The following is a 21,098-nucleotide window of genomic DNA, read 5'->3' on the forward strand; positions in this document are numbered from 1 at the left end:
ATCTTGAAGATCAAAAGATCGCAGCCTTCGGCAGCTCCTACAGGAGATCACCGTCCGTCCGCATCCCATTGAACAGCCTTTTAATTTGCTCAATCGCTAGGCGCTTCTATATTGAGGGAGTGCTCTGACTTCCCTGCGTCCTGGCGAGTGCAGCCTATGGCTACGACTGACCCACTGATCATCTGCGAGCACTGCGACTGTGTGTATGAAAAAGTCACGCTCGCCAAACATCAGAAAACCCTGTGTATGCGCTGCGGCGGCGTGCTTCAGCGCTATAACGGCCTGTCGGTGGAGCAGCGACTGGCCTTGACCTTCACCGCCGCGGTGCTGTGGATTTTCGCCAATTTCTATCCGGTCATGAGCATCAGCCTAAAGGGCCTGAAAAACAGCGCGACATTGTGGGATTCAGTGCTGGCCCTGAGTCATGGCCCGATCACGTTCATTGCCATGGTGGCGGCGATTGCCATCATCATCGCGCCGATTTTTCAGCTACTCCTGCTGATCTGGGTCCTCAGCTTCGCCCTCGGCTCCCGACGCTCGCCCGGTTTCAGATTCTGCATGCGCTGGCTGGAAACCCTTCGGCCCTGGAGCATGCTGGAAGTGTGCTTGCTGGGGGCCATGGTGGCGGTGTTCAAACTCGCAGGATTACTCGATGTGCTGCCGGGTATCGGCCTGTTTGCCCTGGCTGTCCTCAGCCTGATGATGATCCGCCTTGCCGGGCGCGATATCCGTGATCTGTGGGACATCCTATGAACACACCACCGACTGCCAGTGAACTCAACCTGTGCTTGTGTCACAGCTGCGGCCTGGCCTGTGACATGACCGATGAGCCTCACGAATGCGAACGCTGCGGCGCGCCGCTGCATCGGCGCAAGATCAACTCCCTGACCCGGACCTGGGCCTACCTGCTGACATCGCTGGTGTTTTATATCCCGGCCAATCTGCTGCCGGTGATGAACACCACCATGCTCGGCAGTGGCGCCGACAGCACGATCATGAGCGGCGTACTGGAGTTCTGGCAGCATGGCGCCTGGGACATCGCCCTCATCATTTTCATCGCCAGCATCGCGGTGCCGGGCATCAAATTCGTCGCCCTGACGTTGCTGCTGGTCACCGTGCAGCGCAACAGCCAATGGGCGCGCAAGGAAAGATCAAAGCTTTACCGTTTCGTCGAACTGATCGGCTATTGGTCGATGCTCGACGTGATTGTTGTCGCGCTGGTAGCCGCGCTGGTGAAGTTCCAGGCGTTGGGCGATATCGAACCGCGCGTGGGCATTCTGTTTTTCGGCCTGGTGGTGGTCTTCACCATGCTATCGGCGATGAGTTTCGACCCGCGCATGATCTGGGATAAAGAGCGGAAAAACCCGCAAAACGAGGAGGTCATGGATGAAGTCGCAAGCCACTGACGGGCCGCAAGCCCCCGGCCAGGCCCCTGTCAAGACCCGCCGCTTCAGCGTTTCGCTGGTGTGGATCGTGCCGATCGTCGCAGTGCTGGTGGGGATTTCCCTGGTCGTACACACCATGATGCAGGAAGGTCCGACCATTACCGTCACGTTCAAAACCGGCAGCGGCCTGACGGCCAACAAGACCGAGGTCAAATACCGCAACGTGGTGATCGGCCATGTCTCGGACGTGGAGCTGAGCAACGATCAGAAGAGCGTCAACGCCACCATCAAACTGTCCAAGCAGGCGGAAAGTTTCACCCGCGAAGACTCGCAATTCTGGGTTGTGCGTCCGCGTATTGGCGCTGGCGGGGTGTCGGGGATCGATACCCTGCTGTCCGGGGACTACATTGGCGCCGACATCGGCCAGGCCAATGCTCGTGCAAAAAACTTTATCGGCCTGGAGAACCCGCCGCCGATTACCTATGGCGAGCCGGGCAAGCGCTTCACCCTGCACACCCAGGACCTCGGTTCGCTGGACATTGGCTCTCCGGTTTACTACCGCAAGATTCCGGTGGGGCAAGTGGTGGCCTATGCCCTGGACGCCGACGGTAAAGGGGTCAACATCGAAGTGTTCATCCACGCGCCCAATGATGCCTACGTCACTAAAAACACCCGGTTCTGGAACGCCAGCGGGATCGACGTGAATGTCGGCGCCAACGGCTTTTCGGTGAAAACCGAATCGCTGTCATCCATCCTGGTGGGCGGCATCGCCTTCCGCGCTCCGGAATACAGCCCTAACGATCAACCGGCCGCCGAGGACAAAGCCTTCGACCTGTTCGAAGACCAGCTAACCGCCCTCGCCCCGCCCAGTGGCAAGGGGCAATTCTTGAGTTTGCGTTTCGATCAGGCCTTGCGCGGGCTCAGGGTCGGCGCGCCGGTGGAATTCCTTGGCATAGAGTTCGGCAGAGTCGTGTCGGTCAATCTGGATTTCGACGCGAAAAAGCGCAGTTTTCCGGTCAATGTCGGCGTCATGATCTACCCGCAACGCCTCGGCCAGGCCCACATCAAAATGCTCGAGGTCTTGAAGCATGACCCCAACGACGAAGCCGCGGGCGTGCGGCTGATGGGCTCCTTCATCGACAACGGTCTGCGGGCCCAGGCCCGGAGCGGCAACCTGTTGACCGGCCAACTCTACATTGCGCTCGACTTCTACCCCAAAGCAGAGAAAGTGGTGTTCGATCCGACCGCCCGTCCAGTCACTATCCCAACCGTTCCTGGCAGCCTCGAACAATTACAGGAAAAACTGGAGGGCATGGTCAACAAGATCAACCAACTGCCGATCGAGCGCATTGCCGGCAACCTGGACAGCAACCTCGTCGAACTGCGTAAAGGTCTGGCGCAATTCAACGCCAAGACCCTGCCCGGCGTTCAGACCACCCTGGCGGACGTCAGCAAGACCCTGCAATCGGCCAGTTCGACCTTGGCCGAAGACTCGCCGCAACGTGAACAATTAGGTCAGACCCTCGACGAACTCGGGCGCATGTCGCGCTCCTTGCGTGAACTCTCGGATTACCTGGGACGGCATCCGGAATCGCTGATTCGCGGTCGTCCCGACAATGCTGCGCCGATGGACCTGCAGGGGCCGCCGCGCAAATGACCACAGGAGCATCACTCATGGTTTATCCGCTGAAGATCAGCTTGGTCACTGCATTGTTGCTGCTCGCCGCTTGCCGCAGCGATCCGATTCAATTTCACACCCTGATTCCGGCTCAACCGGGCCTTGCGGCGAGGAGCAGCGGTGCGGAAATCCAGATTGAGGGAATCAGCGTACCGCCCCAGGTCGATCGTCCGCAGATCGTCATTCGCCAAGGTAACAGTGGCATGGCGATCCTCGAAACCGAGTGGTGGGCTGCGAGTCTGGTGGATGAATTGCGTAGCGCGCTGGTCGATCAAATGGTCAACGCCAATCCCCGGCATAACCTGTCGGTGCGAGTGGACGTGCAGCGCTTCGACTCGGTTCCCGGTCAATATGCTTTGATCGACGTCAAGTGGCGCCTGCGCAATCTGAGCGAAGGTGATGCTGCGCTGGTCACCTGCCGCAGCACATTGCAGACGCCTTCAGGTGCTTCCATAGATGAACTGGTGGCGGCTCAACAAAACAACGTCAAACGCCTCGCCGCGCTTATCAGCCAGGCCGCTGGCGGAATGCAAAAAGGGTGTCCATCGGCTTAATTAAGCCATAACGCGATCCGTAGCAGCTGGCGAAGCCTGCGTTCGGCTGCGTAGCAGTCGTCAAACCTGAGCTCGCGGTTTAACTGAATGACCGCAGTGTCTGATTTCACGACTGCTTCGTCCGAACGCGGCCCGAGCCGAACGCAGGCTTCGCCATCTGCTACAAGTGATGCGTTGCTATTGAAATTTTGACGCTTTTTTCTCATTTGGCACTTTACATTTGCCGCGCCTTAAGCATGCAAATGATTCGTATTGATCTACACTGATCGACGACCCTTCCCCGTCGATTCTGCCAAGTCTGCGCGCACGATTTTTAAAACTGGAGCTGCCAACGCATGAATTCCCCTTTTCCTTCTTTCCTGAAAACAGCATTGCTGGCCACCGCGTTGCTGAGTGCCGGTCACCTGTATGCAGCGGATGCCGATGGCATCGTGGTCTACAACGCCCAGCACGAAAGCCTGACCAAATCCTGGATCGAGGGCTTTACCAAGGAAACCGGCATCAAGGTCACCGTGCGCAATGGCGACGACACCGAGATGGGCAATCAGATCGTGCAGGAAGGTGCCGCCTCCCCGGCCGACGTGTTCCTGACCGAAAACTCCCCGGCCATGGTGCTGGTCGACAACGCGGGGCTGTTTGCACCGGTTGCGCCGGCCACCCTGGAGCAGGTCGGCGATGCTTACCGCCCGGCCCATGGCAAATGGGTGGGGATCGCCGCGCGCTCCACGGTGTTTGTCTATAACCCGAGCAAACTGCCCGAAGCCGAGCTGCCCAAGTCATTGATGGACCTGGCCGCCCCGAGCTGGAAAGGTCGCTGGGGCGCTTCGCCGGCCGGTGCCGACTTCCAGGCCATCGTCGCCGCCGTGCTGGAGCTCAAGGGTGAAGCCGCCACCCTGGAGTGGTTGAAAGGGATGAAAACCAACTTTACGGCGTATCGGGGCAACAGCGCCGTGCTCAAAGCGGTCAACGCCGGACAAATCGACAGCGGCGTGATCTACCACTATTACAGCTTCGGCGACCAGGCCAAGACCGGCGAAAACAGCAAAAACACCGCCCTGCACTACTTCAAACACAAGGATCCGGGCGCGTTTGTCAGCGTCTCCGGTGGCGGCGTTCTGGCGTCCAGCAAACACAAGGAACAAGCCCAGGCGTTCCTCAAGTGGATTGTCGGTAAAGATGGCCAGGCCATCCTCAAAACCGGCAAATCGTTCGAATACGCCGTGGGCAAGAACGCTGAATCCAATCCAAAACTGGTGCCTTTGCAGCAACTCGACGCGCCGACAGTCGATGCTTCAAAACTCGACAGTAAAAGAGCCGTGGAGTTGATGACTCAGGCGGGACTGCTCTAATTGATGCCTGAAACTTTGCCAGCGGGTATCGCTGAGGCGATACCCGCGAATTTGCGACGACGATCCCGCGGCCTCTTCGCGGGGCGTGGTGGCGCGTGGGTGATCGGTTTGTCGATGCTGGTGTCGCTGCTGTCGCTGCTGCCGATTGCCTTCGTCATCGGCGTATCGTTTCAGACAGGCTGGGCGACCCTTGTGCCGCTGGTGTTCCGGCCGCGGGTCGCTGAATTGTTGATCAACACCGTTTTACTGGTGGTGATCACGATTCCGTTGTGTGTCACGTTGGGCCTGTCTCTGGCCTGGTTGACAGAGCGCACCGACCTGCCGGGACGGCGTTGGTGGTCGTTGTTGGCGACCGCGCCGCTGGCAGTTCCGGCCTTCGTTCACAGCTATGCGTGGGTCAGTCTGGTCCCGCCGATTCACGGGCTGTTTGCCGGGGTTCTGGTCTCGGTCATCGCCTACTTCCCGTTCCTCTACCTGCCGATTGCTGCGACCCTGCGCAGGCTCGATCCGGCCATCGAAGACGTTGCCGAATCGCTGGGGCTAAAGCCCTGGGCGATATTTTTCCGCGTGGTGCTGCCGCAACTGCGCCTGGCCATCTGCGGCGGCGCATTGCTGGTGGGCCTGCACCTGCTGGCGGAATATGGCCTGTACGCGATGATCCGCTTCGACACCTTCACCACGGCGATCTTCGATCAGTTCAAGTCCACCTTCAACGGCCCCGCCGCCCACATGTTGGCCAGCGTGCTCGCCCTGTGTTGCCTGGTGATGTTGACCGCAGAATCGGCCGCTCGCGGTACGGCGCGTTACGCCCGCGTCGGGTCGGGAAGCGCTCGCGAACAGCGGGTGATGCGCCTGAAACCCGCAACCTCCCTCCTCGCGCTGACCGTACAGATCGTGACCTGTGCACTGGCATTGGGCGTGCCACTGGTGACCTTGGGTAACTGGCTGATAGCCGGCGGTACGCAGGTCTGGCAGATGGACGAACTTCTGCCGGCGCTGGAACAGACGTTGCTGTTCGGCGTTGCGGGTGCCGCCGTCACCACCTGCGCCGCCATTCCGATTGCCTGGCTGTCGATTCGCTCTCCGGGCCGGTTGCAACGTGTGCTGGAAAGCTGCAACTACATCACCAGTTCGTTGCCCGGGATCGTTGTGGCCCTGGCATTGGTGACCGTCACCATCCATTTCGCCCGGCCGATTTACCAGACGACTGTCACGGTGTTGCTGGCGTATCTGCTGATGTTTTTGCCCCGCGCCCTGGTGAGTTTGCGCGCCGGTATCGCGCAGGCACCGGTAGAGCTGGAACATATGGCCCGCAGCCTCGGCCGCTCGCCCGCCCGGGCATTGTGGCTGATCACCCTGCGCCTGGCCGCGCCCGGCGCTGCCGCTGGCGCCGCGCTGGTATTTTTGGCGATCACCAATGAGTTGACCGCCACCCTGCTGCTCGCCCCCAACGGCACGCGCACCCTGGCCACCGGATTCTGGGCCATGACCAGCGAAATCGATTACGCCGCGGCTGCGCCCTATGCCTTGCTGATGATTTTGCTGTCGCTTCCGTTGACCGGACTTCTTTATCACCAATCCAAACGAACGGCTGGCCGATGAACGCTCTTGAACTTCATTCCATTTCCAAGTCCTACGGCGCCCATCAAGCGCTGGAAAGCATCAACCTGTCGGTGCCAACGGGCAGCCGAACGGTCATCGTCGGCCCGTCCGGCTCAGGAAAAACCACGCTGTTGCGGATGATCGCCGGCTTCGAATTCCCGGATACGGGCCGTCTTTCACTCAATGGACAAACGCTCGTCGACAACACCCACGAAGTCCCGGCGCATCAGCGTTTGATTGGTTATGTTCCCCAGGACGGCGCCTTGTTCCCGCACATGACCGTGGCCGCGAACATCGGTTTCGGGCTTTCGATAAAGGGCGGTGCAAAACAGGAGCGCGTCGCAGAGTTGATGGACAGCGTGGCACTGGATGCAAACATGGCCAACCGTTGGCCCCATGAGCTCTCCGGCGGCCAGCAACAGCGCGTGGCACTGGCACGGGCGTTGGCGCAACAGCCGCGCTTGATGTTGCTGGACGAGCCGTTTTCGGCCCTCGACACCGGACTTCGAGGCGCCATGCGCAAAATGGTCGCACGGCTGCTGACAGACGCCGGCGTGACCACCATTCTGGTCACCCATGACCAGAGTGAAGCCTTGTCGTTTGCCGATCAACTCGCGGTGATGCGCGACGGTCGGCTGGTGCAGTCAGGCCATCCGCTGGACCTTTACCGCTACCCCGAGGATGAACAAACCGCACTGTTTCTGGGGGATGCCGTGGTCTTGCCCGCCAGAATCGAAGCCGGCTGGGCCCATTGCGATCTCGGTCGGATACCGGTGAACAATCACCGGAACAACAAATCGGCGCAGATCATGCTGCGTCCCGAGCAACTGCAACTCGTCAGCATCCAGCCCAGCCCGACCAAGGCTGCCGGGTGCCGCGCCGTCGTGACCGAGCGGGATTTCAGCGGCAATACCTGCACGTTGACGGTGGAGTTGGAAACGTTGGCTTCCGGGCAACAGCCTGGTCGATCATTAATGGTGCGCAGTTCGGGCCTGTATGCGCCACCCGCCGGCAGTGCGGTTCACGTCTCGACGATCGGCCATGCCCACGTACTGAGCGAATCTTGAACCCCGCCCATCAAAGATCGAACCGGTCCACGGCCCGACGCCGTTCGTTGTCATCGCGCACATCGTAGTTGGCCGTCGTCTGGATGTTGCTGTGATGGGCGAGTTTCTGGGCGATCGACAAGTCATACTCCTCAATCACTCGGGTAATGAACGAACGTCGAAAGTCATGCGGCATGATTTTCACCCCGACCTGCGCACCCCGCTGTCGGGCGATGTAATAGATCGCATGTTTGGTGATGCGCTCGCGGGTGATGTGGCTGCCGCGACGAATGCGGTTGAACAGGAACGGATCGTCCGTTTCGCCCTCCTTCAGTAGCGAGCGCCGCAGTTCCAGCCAGTCATTGAGTTTGGCGAACGCCCAGGCCGGTGCGTACTTGATCAATTGCTTGTTGCCCTTGGCGGTCACACGAAGGCTGCGCTCGGCGAAATCGACCTGGTTCAGGTCCAGGTTCACCGATTCCGATTTGCGCATGCCCGAGCCATACAAAATCCCGATGATCGCCGCATCCCTCAACCCTTGTGGCCGTGGATCGGCAGCGCAGACCGCCATCAACTCCTGGATCAGCGTACGCCTGAGGTTGCGCCCCTGGGACAATCGCGTGCCGGCAATCCCCTTGACCGAGCGCATTTTCAGCAAGTGTTCCTGACTGATCAGGCTCATGCGCCACGCTTCGTTCATCACCCCGCGCACCGCGTTGACGTACAGCGAAGAGGTGTTCGGCGCGTAGCCGTCCGTGCGCAAGGTGGCCACCAGCGCGATGACATCTTCCGGTTGCAGGTTGTGCCAGGGAATCTCCTCGACGTTCATGTCTTCAAAGCCCAACCGGTCAGCGGCGTCCTGCAACACATAACGCATGGTCAGTTGGCTGGAGGGCGCCAGACGTGCCAGGTACAGGGTCAGCGGATTGGTCTTTGAGGGAATTGAGTCGGTAGCGGGTAAGTCAATCAAACGAAACGGCCTTAAGTGGAAACAGTTCATTAAACAACTAAGGATTGAAACATCCTTCCTATAAAGCGGAACACTTCGGTAGGACTTTCTACTAAAAAACTCGATGAACGGCAGAAGTCTGAACAGGGGCTCTATGACTTTCAGAATAAACAGAGGTGTTGGGCCTGGCGCCTGAAACGCCCGGACGTGACGTTATACAACACGATAGGCGAATTGAAATATGGCCTTGCCTATTCTGATGGCGCACGGCAGCAAGTCGATCCGCACTCAGGAGTGCCCCATGAAAATCAGTGTATTTGGTAGCGGTTACGTTGGCCTGGTGCAAGCGGCTGTCCTGGCTGAAGTCGGCCACGACGTGGTCTGCATGGACATTGACGAGAAGAAAGTCGAACTGCTGCAACAAGGCCACGTGAGTATTTTCGAACCGGGGCTGGCCAGCCTGGTGCGCGAAAGTCTGGAAGCCAAGCGGCTGCAATTCACCACGGACGAGAAGCTCGCGGTGCAGCACGGGCAAGTGCTGTTCATCGCGGTGGGAACCCCGTCCCGGGACGATGGCTCGGCTGACTTGCGTTATGTGCTGTCGGTGGGAGAAGCCGTGGCGCGTCATCGTGAACAACCGGTGATTCTGGTGGAGAAATCCACGGTGCCGGTGGGCACGGGTGACACCTTGCGCGCGCACATCGACAAGTGCCTGATCAAGGTCGGCCGCTTGCTGCAGTTCGATATCGTCTCCAACCCGGAATTTTTGAAAGAAGGCTCGGCCGTGGCCGATTGCCGGCGCCCGGACCGGATCATCATCGGCTGCGAACGCGAAGATGTACGTGACGTGATGCGCGACCTTTACGCGCCATTCAACCGCAACCATGAACGGATCATGTTCATGGACCTGCGCAGCGCCGAGCTGACCAAGTACGCCGCCAACTGCATGCTGGCGACCAAGATCAGCTTCATTAATCAGATCGCCGAACTGGCCGAACACCTGGGCGCCGACATCGAATCGGTGCGCCTGGGCATCGGCGCCGATTCGCGCATTGGTTACCACTTCATCTACCCCGGTTGCGGTTATGGCGGTTCGTGCTTTCCCAAAGACATGCGCGCGCTGATCCACAGCGCCGAAGAGGCTCATTGTTCCAGCGATCTGCTGCAAGCGGTGGAAGCGATCAACCAGCGTCAGAAGCACAAGCTGTTCGAGCGCATCAACGCGTTCTACAAGGGCGATTTGCGCGGCAGGACCTTTGCCGTGTGGGGGCTGGCGTTCAAACCGAACACCGACGACATGCGCGATGCACCTAGCCGGGTGCTGCTGGAGTCGCTGTGGGCCGCCGGGGCCAATGTCCGCGCGTTCGACCCGGAAGCCATGCAGGAAACCCAGCAGCTGTATCCCGATGAATCGAGGTTGATGTTGATGGGCACGCCGGAATCGGTATTGTCCGGCGCTGACGCGTTGATCATCTGCACCGAATGGCAGCAGTTCAAGGCCCCGGATTTCAGCCTGATCCAGCAGCGGCTCAATGCACCGCTGATCTTCGACGGACGCAACCTGTACGACGCCGATCGCCTGGCCCGCGCCGGTTTCATGTACTTCCCGATGGGCCGTGGTGAGTCTCGCAACTTGCCGATTCCGCATCAGCAATGGCCAGTGGCTTCGGTTGTTGCTTGATTTGCGCTTTGGTCGTTTTACATTCTGGTGTTCGAACCGGTTGAGCGTCGGCACTACGACACTCAGTCTTTCAGCCGCGCAGCGTTGCACGGGTGCAGAAAGAGCCAACGCCACTGGTGCTGCATGGCATGAAAAAGTGACTACCGCACCCTGCAGGGCACGCTTTTGGGAGCGTTGCCGCCCGTGTTTGTTGAGCGGGCGCTTCGACAAAAACGATTACGTGTTGCTGCATTCCACTCTGTAGCGCGTTACGCCCGCAGGTTCGCTCTCGTCCGACTGGATACCCGGAAACGCCCTACATATACCCGAAGGCGTTTTCAATAAGGTGCCCCATCGACAAAAGGAGCGGCACCTACATGGCTAATCACGGCTATATGACCATCACAGGAAAGACTCAAGGACTGATATCGGCGGTTGTTCAACTCAAGATTCAATCGGCAATAAATGTCAAACAGCGCATACCGATGACCCCATGTGGTTTTACAGAACGACTCCGAACCCCAAGAGCACGTTGCTATTCGTTATCGAGAAATCACGTGGAGACACCACCTCGCAGGAACCAGCGGGTACGGATCCTGGGGGAACAACGAATGGGACAATTAAAAGATCGCTGCGAGTCAAGCAGTTTTGATTATTGGGCAGTCAGTAAGGCGGCGGGCAATTTGACCAATCAAGCCTGTACGCTGGCTTCTCGACACATAAAAGATGGCACATTGCGCTTACAGTTCAATCGCGAAGTTTCTTATTACGCGAGAGGTATTGTTAATGATGTAGCACAGGGGCGAAAAAGTGCTGATCAGGGTTTGAAGGAGATAAAGAGCGAACAGAGTAGTTTGCTGGGCCAGTCGTGGGAAGTTGTCAAAAAAGGCGCGGGAGTGGTCGTTGGGGGGATGCAAACGTTGGCAGGTGCGGGGATTTGCTATGGCTCGGCAGGGACATTATGCATTTTTGCGGGTGGGCCAATGATGCTCCATGGTGTGAATAATATTTATGAGAACGGGCGCAACTTACTAGAAAGCCGTAATGATACGGAAGGGCCGACCCGCAAGGTTTATCAAGCTATAGCTAAGGGATTCGGCCAATCTGAGAGGGAGGGCAACATTGCGTATGGCTCATTAGATCTTGCGATGTCTGCGTATGGTCTTAACCGACTCGTTCTAAAGCCGGATGCTTGGCGCTTGTTTAGATATGTCAGGACGGATTATGTGCGCGCATACAAGACTATGACTCCTCAAACGCTGATCTTGGAAGGACAAGCCATTCTCCAGACAGGAAAGCAAGTGCATGAGGAGATGGAAAAGTGATCGTTTGGATTTTTTGATAGCGCTCCGCGCTGTTGGGATGGCCTACTATCTAGAAATTTGGACGGTTATATGTTTGCTCTCGAAAAAATAGTTTCTGCTGCGAGGATGTATATTTTTATCATTGCCTGTTCCTGCTTTCATACAATCTGGATATCTCTTTTGGTTATTGAATTTTTTGAGTTGGATTTCCTCGCGGCTAGAACAGTGGGTGTTATTTGCTTTGTGACTGTGTCTGGATATGCTTTGAAAGTCATGCCAAAAGAGCTACGAAAACTTGAAGGAAAATAAAAATTTTTCTCCATACGGCCTTTCAACCCAATGCCCTCAAATCAACCTTCAACGCCTGGACAAACGCCTTCACCAGTGGGCTGCGCACGGTGTTGCGGCGAAGGATCAGATTGAACAGGGTGACGATGTGGATCAAGTCCGGACGCACCGCGCGAAATTGTCCCTGAGCCACCATCGACGCGGCGTAATGTTGCGGCAGGAAGCCCACGAAACGCCCGGTCTTGATCAACAGTGCCACCGCTTCGACCTGAGTGGCCGAGGCGGAAAAGCCGTCGTAGTGGGCAAAATTCAGTTTGTCGCGATGTATCGCGTAGCGGTGGTTGATGCACTCGTAATCCTTGAGCACGTCGCCGCCAATTTCTGCGTCCGGCACGGCCCGGTCGGTGCAGGGTCATTGCCGGTTGGAGGCTTATGGCGATGAACAACGGGGTGATCCGCGGATTGCTCACTGGATGTCGCGCATCCGTCTTGAAGTGGATCGGCAACTGTCAGAGGATGGCGAGCCCGTCATCAACGTGGGAACGATCAGTCAGAGATCATTAAATAAGGACATTTGCACCAGCGTGGCCACTTACTCACTCGTTATCCGCCGGTTGATGATCGTTTCGCTGACCATCGTCGTCAGCCGCGCCATCACCAGCCCGCTGCTCACGTTGTTCCTGAGCAACAAACTCGGCCTCAACCAACAGGATGTCGGCTTGCTGCTGGGCATCGCGGTGTTCATCGCCACCCTGCTCGCGCTCTACGGCGGTTACATCATCGACCGCCTGGAAAAGCGCCGGCTGCTAATCCTGGCGATGCTCTCCAGCGCCATCGGCTTCGTGCTGCTGACCTACGCCGAAAACCTTTACCTGACCACCGCCACCCTGGTGATCACCGAAACCGCCTCGGCGCTGTTCCTGATCGGCTCGAAGGCGATCCTCAGCGAAAACCTGCCAATGGGCCAGCGCGCCAAGGCGTTTTCCCTGCGCTACACCTTGACCAACATTGGCTACGCCACCGGCCCGATGTTGGGCGTGGTGATTGCCGGCGTGTATCCGATTGCACCGTTCCTGATAGCCGGTGGTATCGCGTTCTTCAGTATTTTCCTGATGATCGGGATCCCGAAGGACTCGGCCCAGACACCCGCAATTGGCCAGCCCGCGAGTTTTCTCAAGACGCTGGTCACCCTGAAAAACGACCACACGCTGATCATGTTTACCTGCGGCTGCCTGCTCAGTACCGTGGTCCACGGCCGTTTCACCCTGTACCTGTCGCAATACCTACTGGTGACCCACGACTCCAAACGGGCGCTGGAAACCATGGCTGCCCTGCTCGCCTGCAATGCGATCAGCGTGATCCTGCTGCAATACCAGATCGGCCGTTTCCTCAAGCGCGAACAATTGCGTTACTGGATCGCGGGCGGTACCAGTCTGTTCATCGTCGGGTTGATCGGTTTCAGCCTGGCCGACAGCCTTGTGAGTTGGTGCGTGGCAATGTTCATCTTCACCCTCGGTGAAATGATCATTTACCTCGCCGAATTCCTCTTCGTCGACACCCTGGCGCCGGAAGCGCTGCGCGGCAGCTATTACGGCGCGCAAAACCTCGCGGCCCTCGGCGGTGCCCTGAGCCCAGTGATTTGCGGTTACCTGCTGATGCACACCCCCGCGCCAACGATGTTTTATGCCCTGAGCGCGCTGACCGCCATGGGCGGTTTCCTGTGTTTCATGAGCGGTCGCCGGGTGGCATTACAGCAAAATTAATGCACTAAAACTGCATTAATATGAATTTGTCAGCATCAGGAATGAACGGCACACTGTGCCCGTTCCTCCCCCAATAGTTGGAACAACTTCAAGGGCTTTCTGGGTATCCCAGCTAAGCCTTTTTTTTGTCTCGGTTTTTTCAACGGATCGTCTGCCTCATGTTTGCTCGCTGGTTTCCCGCCGCCATCAATACTCGGCCCTCTGAATGGAGTCGTGCTGCCATTGGCATGTCCCTGGGCACGATGTTGAGTGTCTGGCTCTGTAGCCAGGTGTTTGGCATGCAAGTGGCGCAGCATCTGATCGGTCCGCTGGGCGCATCGGCGGTGTTGCTGTTCGCAGTGTCCTCCGGCGCCCTCGCCCAGCCTTGGTCGATTCTTGGCGGCTACCTCAGCGCCGGGGTGGTTGCGCTGCTGGTCGCTCACGTGCTCGGACGAACCCTCGGCAGCGCGTGCCTGGCGGCCGGCATGGCGCTGATTCTGATGTGCTGGCTGCGTTGCCTGCACCCACCGGCCGGGGCCTTGGCGCTGCTGTTGGTGTTGGCAGACCCGGCGACGATTGCCCTGGACTGGAAAGCTCTCGGCCCGGTGATGCTTGGCGCATCGACCATGCTGCTCAGCGCCCTGGCCTACAACAACCTGACGCGTATACGTTACCCAAGACGCGCCAGTGAACCGGTGGCCGTGGTGCCGGCGGGCCATCCACCGATAGACAGCCAGGCCATCACCGCCCAGGACCTGAAACGAGCGCTGGCGGACATGGAAGCGTTCATTGACGTGACCCCGGAAGACCTCGAACAGCTGATTCATGCCACCGAATTGCAGGCCAGACGCCGCAGCATTGGTGAAGTGCTGTCCCGGAGCGTTCAGTAGTCATTGCTTAAGGCAAAAATGCAGACCAAACCTGCATGGATCCCGGTTGTACATCACAAATTTGCACTGTTACGATCCAGCATCGCTCGCGCGCGAGCTTCTCTATAAAGAACAATAAAAGCAGGGAGTTAGTGATGACTGCTCAGGTTTCATCGAAGGGGACTTCGTCCATGGATGCCACGCAAAACGAAGTGCTGGCCGAGGTTCGCAACCACATCGGTCACCTGACCCTCAATCGCCCCGCCGGCCTCAACGCCATCACCCTGGACATGGTGCGCAACCTGCAGCGTCAGCTCGACGCCTGGGCGCTGGATCCGCACGTACACGCGGTGGTCTTGCGCGGCGCTGGCGAGAAGGCTTTCTGTGCCGGCGGTGACATCCGTTCGCTGTACGACAGCTTCAAAAACGGCGACACGCTGCACGAAGATTTCTTCGTCGAGGAATACGCCCTCGACCTCGCGATTCACCATTACCGCAAACCGGTGCTCGCCTTGATGGACGGCTTTGTCCTGGGCGGCGGCATGGGCCTGGTGCAAGGCGCCGACCTGCGGGTGGTCACCGAGAAAAGCCGTCTGGCGATGCCGGAAGTGGCGATCGGTTATTTCCCGGATGTCGGTGGTAGCCATTTCCTGCCGCGCGTTCCCGGTGAACTGGGTATTTACCTCGGCGTCAGTGGCGCGCAAATCCGCGCGGCCGATGCGCTCTATTGCGGCCTGGCCGACTGGTACCTGGAAAGCGACAAGCTGGGCACTCTGGATGAGCAACTCGATCAGCTCGAATGGCACGAAACGCCGTTGAAGGACCTTCAAGGTCTGCTGGCGAAACTCGCCGTGCAGCAACTGCCGGCTGCACCACTAGCGGCGTTGCGCCCGGCCATCGATCACTTCTTCGCCCTGCCCGATGTGCCGAGTATTGTTGAGCAACTGCGTGAAGTAACGGTCGCCGACAGCCACGAGTGGGCCACGACCACCGCCGAGCTGCTGGAAAGCCGTTCACCGTTGGCCATGGGCGTGACCCTGGAAATGCTCCGTCGTGGTCGGCACTTGAGTCTGGAAGACTGCTTCGCCCTTGAGCTGCACCTGGACCGTCAGTGGTTCGAGCGCGGCGACCTGATCGAAGGCGTGCGCGCCTTGCTGATCGACAAAGACAAGAAACCGCGCTGGAACCCGCCGACCTTGCAGGCGCTGGACGCCGAGCACGTCGCGAGTTTCTTCACGGGTTTTGACCAAAGCGGGAGCTGAGCCATGCACGATATCGAATTGAGCGAAGAGCAAGTCATGATCCGCGACATGGCCCGGGACTTTGCCCGCGGCGAAATCGCGCCCCACGCACAAGCCTGGGAAAAGGCCGGCTGGATCGATGACGGCCTGGTGGCGAAGATGGGCGAACTGGGTCTGCTGGGCATGGTGGTGCCCGAGGAATGGGGCGGCACCTATGTCGACTACGTCGCCTACGCCTTGGCCGTGGAAGAGATTTCGGCCGGTGACGGCGCCACTGGCGCACTGATGAGCATTCACAACTCCGTGGGCTGCGGTCCGGTCCTCAACTACGGCACTGAAGAACAAAAACAGACCTGGCTGCCGGATCTGGCCAGCGGTCAGGCCATCGGCTGCTTCTGCCTGACCGAACCCCAGGCCGGCTCCGAAGCCCACAACCTGCGCACACGCGCCGAACTGCGCGATGGCCAGTGGGTGATCAACGGCGCCAAGCAATTCGTCAGCAATGGCAAACGGGCGAAACTGGCCATCGTGTTCGCGGTGACCGATCCGGACCTGGGCAAGCGCGGCATCTCCGCATTCCTGGTGCCGACCGATACAGCGGGTTTCATCGTTGATCGCACCGAACACAAAATGGGTATTCGCGCGTCCGATACCTGCGCGGTGACCCTGAGCAACTGCACGATTCCCGAAGCCAACCTGTTGGGTGAGCGCGGCAAAGGTTTGGCAATCGCCCTGTCGAACCTTGAAGGCGGCCGCATCGGCATCGCGGCGCAGGCGTTGGGCATTGCCCGCGCAGCATTTGAAGCGGCGCTGGCCTACTCACGGGATCGGGTGCAGTTTGACAAGCCGATCATCGAACACCAGAGCATCGCCAACATGCTGGCCGACATGCACACCCGGTTGAACGCGGCACGACTGCTGATCCTGCATGCCGCGCGGTTGCGCAGCGCCGGTAAGCCGTGTCTGTCGGAGGCTTCACAGGCGAAGCTGTTTGCATCCGAGATGGCCGAGAAGGTGTGTTCGTCGGCGATGCAGATTCATGGCGGGTATGGGTATCTGGAGGATTACCCAGTGGAGCGTTACTACCGGGATGCGCGGATTACGCAGATATATGAAGGGTCGAGCGAGATACAGCGGATGGTGATTGCTCGGGAGCTGAAGCACTATTTGGTGTGATGCCCAAAAGCATCGCGAGCAAGCTCGGCTCCTACAGGTTATGCGCAATCCTGTGGGAGCCGAGCTTGCTCGCGATGGCGTCATCGAATACGCCGAATTACTTTCCGACGAACTCGGCCTCACGCTTACCAATAAACGCCGCCATCCCTTCCTTCTGATCCTGCGTCGCAAACGCCGCATGGAACACCCGACGCTCAAAGCGCACACCTTCCGACAGGCTCACTTCAAACGCGCGGTTGACGCTTTCCTTGACCATCATCGCAATCGGCAACGACTTCTTGGCAATCAGCGTCGCAACTTTCAACGCTTCTTCCAGCAACTCATCAGCCGGAACAATCCGCGCCACAATCCCGCAACGCTCCGCTTCCACCGCATCGATCAAGCGACCGCTGAGGCACATTTCCATTGCCTTGGCCTTGCCCACGGCGCGGGTCAGGCGCTGGGTGCCGCCCATGCCCGGCAGTACGCCGAGATTGATTTCCGGTTGACCGAACTTGGCGTTGTCGCCGGCCAGGATGAAGTCGCACATCAGCGCCAGTTCACATCCACCGCCCAAGGCGAAACCGTTGACGGCGGCAATGATCGGCTTGCGGCGGTTAGCCACGCGATCGCTGTCGCTGAACAGGTCGTCGAGGTAGATCTGCGGGTAGGTCAGCTCAGCCATTTCCTTGATGTCGGCGCCGGCCGCGAAGGCTTTTTTCGAACCGGTCAGCACGATGCAGCCAATGTTCGAATCGGCTTCCAGGCCATCAAGGGCGTGGTTCAGCTCGCTGACGATCTGCGCGTTCAACGCGTTCAGCGCTTGCGGACGGTTCAGGGTAATCAGGCCAACGCGACCGTGGGTTTCCAACAAAATCGTTTCGTAACTCATAACTAACTCCTGTTTTGCAAAAAGCTCGATCTCTGTAGCAGCTGTCGAGTGAAACGAGGCTGCGATCTGTTGATCTTGCTCGTTAAAACAACATCAAAAGATCGCAGCCTCGTTTCACTCGACAGCTGCTACAGGTTCTTTCAAAGATTGCGCGAAATGACCATGCGCTGAATATCGCTGGTGCCTTCGTAGATCTGGCAGACCCGCACGTCGCGGTAGATCCGCTCCAGCGGGAAATCGTTCAAGTAACCGTAACCGCCGAGGGTTTGCAACGCCGAGGAACAGACTTTCTCGGCCATTTCCGAGGCGAACAGCTTGGCCATGGAGGCTTCGACCAAGGCCGGTTTGCCGCTGTCTCTTAACGCCGCCGCGTAATGCACCATTTGCCGGGCGACGGCGATTTGGGTTGCCATGTCCGCCAGGCGGAACGCGACCGCTTGATGCTCGATGATCGGTTTGCCGAAGCTTTCACGCTCGCGGGCGTAGTCGCGGGCTGCTTCGAACGCAGCGCGGGCCATGCCCACCGATTGCGAAGCGATGCCGACACGACCGCCTTCGAGGTTGGCCAGGGCGATTCGATAACCTTCGCCCTCCTCGCCCAAGCGGTTGGCCACCGGCACCTTCACGTCTTCGAACAGGATCTGGCAGGTGTCGGACGCGTGCTGGCCGAGCTTGTCTTCGACCCGTGCAACTTTGTAACCCGGCGAATCGGTCGGCACGATCAGCGCCGTGATGCCACGCTTGCCGGCACTCGGATCAGTCACGGCGAACACAATCACCACCCCGGCGTTCTGCCCGGAGGTGATGAACTGTTTGCAGCCGTTCAACACGTAGTGATCCCCTTCCAGACGGGCACGGGTTTTCAGGCCACTGGCGTCGGAACCGGCCTGCGGTTCGGTGAGGGCAAAAGCCCCGAGCATCGAGCCGCTGGCCAACGGTTTGAGGAAGCGTTCTTTCTGGTCGTCGTTGCCGTACTTGAGAATCGGCACGCAACCCACCGAGTTGTGCACGCTCATGATGGTCGAGCAGGCGCCGTCGCCGGCCGCGATTTCTTCCAGGGCCATGGCGTAGGCCAGGTAACCGGTGTCGCAACCGCCCCACTCTTCCGGCACCAACATGCCGAAGAAGCCCAGTTCCGCCATCTCGCCGATGGCTTCCTTGGGGAAGCGATGCTCGCGGTCCCACTCGGCGGCGAACGGTTTCAGCCGTTCCTGGGCAAACTGCCGGGCCGCGTCGCTGATCTGAAGTTGTTCGTCATTGGGAATCATGCCAAATCCTTAAATGTAAATGCCCCGTAGGAGCTGGCGCAGCCTGCGATCTTTTGATCTTGATCTTAAAAAACAAGATCAAAAGATCGCAGCCTCGTTTCACTCGACAGCTCCTACAGAAACCGCTCGGGCGTTAGTACAAGCACTCAATCGCCATGGCCGTGGCTTCGCCGCCGCCGATGCAGATCGCTGCAACGCCGCGTTTCAGGCCTTTCTGGCGCAGGGCCGAGAGCAAGGTCACGAGGATCCGCGCACCAGACGCACCGATCGGGTGGCCGAGGGCGCAAGCGCCGCCGTGAACGTTGACCTTCTCGTGGGGGATTTCCAGTTTGGTCATGGTGACCAGACTGACCACGGCAAAGGCTTCGTTGACTTCGACCAGATCGACTTCGTCCAGCGACCAGCCGGTTTTTTTCATCAGCTTCTCGATCGCGCCCACCGGTGCCACCGGGAACAGGCCCGGGGTGTCGGCAAACGCCGCGTGACCGTGAATCACTGCCAGCGGTTTCAGGCCGCGCTTTTCAGCTTCGGAACGGCGCATCAACACCAGTGCCGCAGCGCCATCGGAGATCGAGCTGGAGTTCGCCGCCGTCACCGTGCCGCCGTCGCGGAACGCCGGTTTCAAGGAAGCGATCTTGTCCAGTTTGGCTTTCGGTGGTTGTTCGTCGTTGCTGATCAGCACCTGCTCTTTACCGACAGTCACGGTGACCGGCACGATCTCGTCTTTGAAGCTGCCGTCCTTGATCGCCTGCTGCGCGCGGGTGGTCGAGGCAATGGCAAACGCGTCCTGGGCTTCACGAGTGAAACCGTTGGTTTCCGCGCAATCCTCGGCGTAGGTGCCCATCAGGCGACCTTTGTCGTAGGCGTCTTCCAGGCCGTCGAGGAACATGTGATCAAGCACACGACCGTGGCCCATGCGGTAACCGCTGCGGGCGCGGTCCAGCAGATAAGGCGCGTTGGACATGCTTTCCATACCGCCGGCGACAACCACGTCGGCGCTGCCGGCCACCAGCATGTCGTGGGCCAGAATGGCCGCTTCCATGCCCGAACCGCACATCTTGTTGAGGGTGGTGCAACGGGTCGATTTATCCAGCCCGGCGCCCAATGCGGCTTGACGTGCAGGGGCTTGGCCGAGGCCGGCGGACAGGACGCAACCGAACAGCACTTCTTCAACCGAGTCTGGCGCCACACCGGCGCGTTCAACGGCGGCGCGAATTGCGGCAGCACCGAGTTGCGGTGCGGTCAGGCTTTTCAGTTCGCCCTGGAAACCACCCATCGGGGTGCGGACGGCGCTGACGATAACAATGGGATCGTTGGAAATAGTCATCACAAATCCTCCTTACTTGGCGGCCATGCGCAAGGCACCGTCGAGACGGATCACCTCGCCATTGAGCATGCTGTTTTCAATGATATGCCTGACCAGCCCGGCATACTCGCCTGGTTTGCCCAAACGTGGTGGAAACGGCACGCCAGCGGCCAGGGACGCGCGGACTTCCGGGGTCATGCCGGCCATCATCGGGGTTTCGAAAATGCCCGGGGCGATGGTCATCACGCGGATGCCGAAGCGCGCCAGTTCACGGGCGGCGGGCAAGGTCAGGCTGACGATCGCGCCTTTGGAGGCAGCATACGCGGCCTGACCGATCTGGCCGTCGTACGCGGCAGCCGAGGCGGTATTGATAATCACGCCGCGCTCGCCGTCAGCATCTGCTTCGGTTTCGGCAATCGCCGCAGCGGCCAGGCGCAGCATGTTGAAACTGCCGATCAGGTTGACATTGATCACCTGGCTGAAATTGGCCAACAGGTGTGGGCCGTTCTTGCCAAGGATCTTTTCACCGCGCACGATACCGGCGCAGTTGACCAGACCATTCAGGCCACCGAAGGCTTTGACCGTCGCCTGCACAGCGGCTTCCGCCGCGGCTTCGTTGCTGATGTCCGCCACCACGCTTTGCGCGCCGAGACGTTCAGCCTGGGCCGCAACGGCCTCGGCGTTCATGTCCACCAGCATGACTTTGGCGCCGGCCGCGACCAGCATTTCAGCGGTGGCCGCACCGAGGCCCGACGCACCGCCGGTGACGAGAAAAACCTTGTTTTCGATCTGCATCATTGTTTCCTTGGA

The 21,098-nt window shown here is 59.1% G+C and carries 18 protein-coding genes and 4 pseudogenes; 16 read left to right on the top strand and 6 right to left on the bottom strand.

Annotation, left to right across the window (positions count from 1 at the left end; genetic code table 11):
• The first annotated feature begins 156 nt into the window (after positions 1–156).
• From ACIQU2_RS12800 to ACIQU2_RS12830, 7 genes are all read left to right on the top strand, one after another.
• Positions 157–753, top strand: a complete 597-nt coding sequence (locus tag ACIQU2_RS12800; protein WP_347806501.1) for a paraquat-inducible protein A — start codon at positions 157–159, stop codon at positions 751–753.
• On the top strand, positions 750–1,406 hold the full coding sequence (locus tag ACIQU2_RS12805) for a paraquat-inducible protein A (protein ID WP_403141055.1): 657 nt from the start codon (positions 750–752) through the stop codon (positions 1,404–1,406). Before ACIQU2_RS12800 ends, ACIQU2_RS12805 begins: the two co-directional genes overlap by 4 nt.
• Positions 1,387–3,042 carry an intermembrane transport protein PqiB gene (locus ACIQU2_RS12810; RefSeq protein ID WP_403141058.1) on the top strand — a complete coding sequence of 552 codons (1,656 nt, stop codon included), beginning with the start codon at positions 1,387–1,389 and terminating at the stop codon, positions 3,040–3,042. Before ACIQU2_RS12805 ends, ACIQU2_RS12810 begins: the two co-directional genes overlap by 20 nt.
• A 17-nt stretch (positions 3,043–3,059) precedes the next feature.
• Positions 3,060–3,617 (top strand): membrane integrity-associated transporter subunit PqiC, encoded by a 558-nt coding sequence (locus ACIQU2_RS12815; RefSeq protein ID WP_403141060.1) that lies wholly within the window; start codon positions 3,060–3,062, stop codon positions 3,615–3,617.
• Between the two features lie 335 nt (positions 3,618–3,952).
• Positions 3,953–4,966, top strand: a complete 1,014-nt coding sequence (locus ACIQU2_RS12820) for an iron ABC transporter substrate-binding protein (RefSeq protein ID WP_403141062.1) — start codon at positions 3,953–3,955, stop codon at positions 4,964–4,966.
• 3 nt (positions 4,967–4,969) lie between these two features.
• Positions 4,970–6,568, top strand: coding sequence for an ABC transporter permease (locus tag ACIQU2_RS12825; RefSeq protein WP_403141065.1), 1,599 nt, complete (start codon positions 4,970–4,972; stop codon positions 6,566–6,568).
• Complete coding sequence (locus ACIQU2_RS12830) at positions 6,565–7,635, top strand: ABC transporter ATP-binding protein (RefSeq protein WP_403141068.1); 1,071 nt, start codon at positions 6,565–6,567, stop codon at positions 7,633–7,635. Before ACIQU2_RS12825 ends, ACIQU2_RS12830 begins: the two co-directional genes overlap by 4 nt.
• Before the next feature lie 10 nt (positions 7,636–7,645).
• Here the strand turns inward: ACIQU2_RS12830 and xerC are convergent, their stop codons facing one another.
• On the bottom strand, positions 7,646–8,584 hold the full coding sequence (gene xerC / locus ACIQU2_RS12835; RefSeq protein ID WP_403141071.1) for a tyrosine recombinase XerC: 939 nt from the start codon (positions 8,582–8,584) through the stop codon (positions 7,646–7,648).
• 162 nt (positions 8,585–8,746) lie between these two features.
• On the opposite strand from xerC, the pseudogene ACIQU2_RS12840 reads away from it, so the two are divergent.
• The 5 genes and pseudogenes from ACIQU2_RS12840 to ACIQU2_RS12860 form a co-directional block, all read left to right on the top strand.
• Positions 8,747–8,848 (top strand): annotated as a pseudogene (locus ACIQU2_RS12840) (hypothetical protein); the annotation flags it as partial.
• 16 nt (positions 8,849–8,864) lie between these two features.
• A complete protein-coding gene (locus ACIQU2_RS12845) occupies positions 8,865–10,244 on the top strand; it encodes a UDP-glucose/GDP-mannose dehydrogenase family protein (protein WP_347805286.1) in 1,380 nt (459 codons plus the stop codon).
• 3 nt (positions 10,245–10,247) lie between these two features.
• Positions 10,248–10,488: pseudogene (locus ACIQU2_RS12850) on the top strand (glycosyltransferase); the annotation flags it as partial.
• A gap of 112 nt (positions 10,489–10,600) precedes the next feature.
• A pseudogene (locus ACIQU2_RS12855) lies at positions 10,601–10,847 on the top strand (hypothetical protein).
• Positions 10,835–11,548, top strand: a complete 714-nt coding sequence (locus ACIQU2_RS12860) for a DUF4225 domain-containing protein (RefSeq protein WP_403141075.1) — start codon at positions 10,835–10,837, stop codon at positions 11,546–11,548. The pseudogene ACIQU2_RS12855 and the gene ACIQU2_RS12860 overlap by 13 nt, the downstream one beginning before the upstream one ends.
• A 310-nt stretch (positions 11,549–11,858) precedes the next feature.
• Here ACIQU2_RS12860 and ACIQU2_RS12865 read toward each other — a convergent pair.
• Positions 11,859–12,203 (bottom strand): annotated as a pseudogene (locus tag ACIQU2_RS12865) (LysR substrate-binding domain-containing protein); the annotation flags it as partial.
• A 196-nt stretch (positions 12,204–12,399) separates the two neighbouring features.
• Here ACIQU2_RS12865 and ACIQU2_RS12870 point away from each other — a divergent pair.
• The 4 genes from ACIQU2_RS12870 to ACIQU2_RS12885 all read left to right on the top strand — a co-directional run bounded on the left by ACIQU2_RS12870 (position 12,400) and on the right by ACIQU2_RS12885 (position 16,843).
• Positions 12,400–13,578 (top strand): MFS transporter, encoded by a 1,179-nt coding sequence (locus ACIQU2_RS12870; RefSeq protein WP_403141078.1) that lies wholly within the window; start codon positions 12,400–12,402, stop codon positions 13,576–13,578.
• Between the two features lie 158 nt (positions 13,579–13,736).
• Complete coding sequence (locus ACIQU2_RS12875) at positions 13,737–14,447, top strand: HPP family protein (RefSeq protein WP_403141081.1); 711 nt, start codon at positions 13,737–13,739, stop codon at positions 14,445–14,447.
• A gap of 134 nt (positions 14,448–14,581) precedes the next feature.
• Entirely contained in the window at positions 14,582–15,688 is a 1,107-nt protein-coding gene (locus ACIQU2_RS12880; protein ID WP_403141084.1) for an enoyl-CoA hydratase/isomerase family protein, read from the top strand.
• 3 nt (positions 15,689–15,691) lie between these two features.
• Positions 15,692–16,843 carry an acyl-CoA dehydrogenase family protein gene (locus tag ACIQU2_RS12885; RefSeq protein ID WP_059402381.1) on the top strand — a complete coding sequence of 384 codons (1,152 nt, stop codon included), beginning with the start codon at positions 15,692–15,694 and terminating at the stop codon, positions 16,841–16,843.
• A 97-nt stretch (positions 16,844–16,940) separates the two neighbouring features.
• Here ACIQU2_RS12885 and ACIQU2_RS12890 read toward each other — a convergent pair whose 3' ends face one another.
• From ACIQU2_RS12890 to ACIQU2_RS12905, 4 genes are all read right to left on the bottom strand, one after another.
• A complete protein-coding gene (locus ACIQU2_RS12890) occupies positions 16,941–17,714 on the bottom strand; it encodes an enoyl-CoA hydratase (protein WP_403141088.1) in 774 nt (257 codons plus the stop codon).
• 140 nt (positions 17,715–17,854) lie between these two features.
• A complete protein-coding gene (locus ACIQU2_RS12895) occupies positions 17,855–18,982 on the bottom strand; it encodes an acyl-CoA dehydrogenase (RefSeq protein WP_074876733.1) in 1,128 nt (375 codons plus the stop codon).
• A gap of 133 nt (positions 18,983–19,115) precedes the next feature.
• Positions 19,116–20,309, bottom strand: coding sequence for an acetyl-CoA C-acyltransferase (locus tag ACIQU2_RS12900; protein WP_403141091.1), 1,194 nt, complete (start codon positions 20,307–20,309; stop codon positions 19,116–19,118).
• A gap of 12 nt (positions 20,310–20,321) precedes the next feature.
• A complete protein-coding gene (locus ACIQU2_RS12905) occupies positions 20,322–21,083 on the bottom strand; it encodes an SDR family NAD(P)-dependent oxidoreductase (RefSeq protein WP_140678923.1) in 762 nt (253 codons plus the stop codon).
• Between the last annotated feature and the right edge of the window lie 15 nt (positions 21,084–21,098).

Origin of the sequence: Pseudomonas sp. NPDC098740 (assembly GCF_044760065.1) — a bacterium.
GTDB lineage: Bacteria > Pseudomonadota > Gammaproteobacteria > Pseudomonadales > Pseudomonadaceae > Aquipseudomonas > Aquipseudomonas rossensis.

Coding starts and splice junctions, on each gene's coding strand:
- ACIQU2_RS12800 (WP_347806501.1), top strand. CDS start 157: ATGGCTACGACTGACCCACTGATCATCTGCGAGCACTGCGACTGTGTG.
- ACIQU2_RS12805 (WP_403141055.1), top strand. CDS start 750: ATGAACACACCACCGACTGCCAGTGAACTCAACCTGTGCTTGTGTCAC.
- ACIQU2_RS12810 (WP_403141058.1), top strand. CDS start 1,387: ATGAAGTCGCAAGCCACTGACGGGCCGCAAGCCCCCGGCCAGGCCCCT.
- ACIQU2_RS12815 (WP_403141060.1), top strand. CDS start 3,060: ATGGTTTATCCGCTGAAGATCAGCTTGGTCACTGCATTGTTGCTGCTC.
- ACIQU2_RS12820 (WP_403141062.1), top strand. CDS start 3,953: ATGAATTCCCCTTTTCCTTCTTTCCTGAAAACAGCATTGCTGGCCACC.
- ACIQU2_RS12825 (WP_403141065.1), top strand. CDS start 4,970: ATGCCTGAAACTTTGCCAGCGGGTATCGCTGAGGCGATACCCGCGAAT.
- ACIQU2_RS12830 (WP_403141068.1), top strand. CDS start 6,565: ATGAACGCTCTTGAACTTCATTCCATTTCCAAGTCCTACGGCGCCCAT.
- ACIQU2_RS12845 (WP_347805286.1), top strand. CDS start 8,865: ATGAAAATCAGTGTATTTGGTAGCGGTTACGTTGGCCTGGTGCAAGCG.
- ACIQU2_RS12860 (WP_403141075.1), top strand. CDS start 10,835: ATGGGACAATTAAAAGATCGCTGCGAGTCAAGCAGTTTTGATTATTGG.
- ACIQU2_RS12875 (WP_403141081.1), top strand. CDS start 13,737: ATGTTTGCTCGCTGGTTTCCCGCCGCCATCAATACTCGGCCCTCTGAA.
- ACIQU2_RS12880 (WP_403141084.1), top strand. CDS start 14,582: ATGACTGCTCAGGTTTCATCGAAGGGGACTTCGTCCATGGATGCCACG.
- ACIQU2_RS12885 (WP_059402381.1), top strand. CDS start 15,692: ATGCACGATATCGAATTGAGCGAAGAGCAAGTCATGATCCGCGACATG.
- ACIQU2_RS12890 (WP_403141088.1), bottom strand. CDS start 17,714: ATGAGTTACGAAACGATTTTGTTGGAAACCCACGGTCGCGTTGGCCTG.
- ACIQU2_RS12895 (WP_074876733.1), bottom strand. CDS start 18,982: ATGATTCCCAATGACGAACAACTTCAGATCAGCGACGCGGCCCGGCAG.
- ACIQU2_RS12900 (WP_403141091.1), bottom strand. CDS start 20,309: ATGACTATTTCCAACGATCCCATTGTTATCGTCAGCGCCGTCCGCACC.
- ACIQU2_RS12905 (WP_140678923.1), bottom strand. CDS start 21,083: ATGCAGATCGAAAACAAGGTTTTTCTCGTCACCGGCGGTGCGTCGGGC.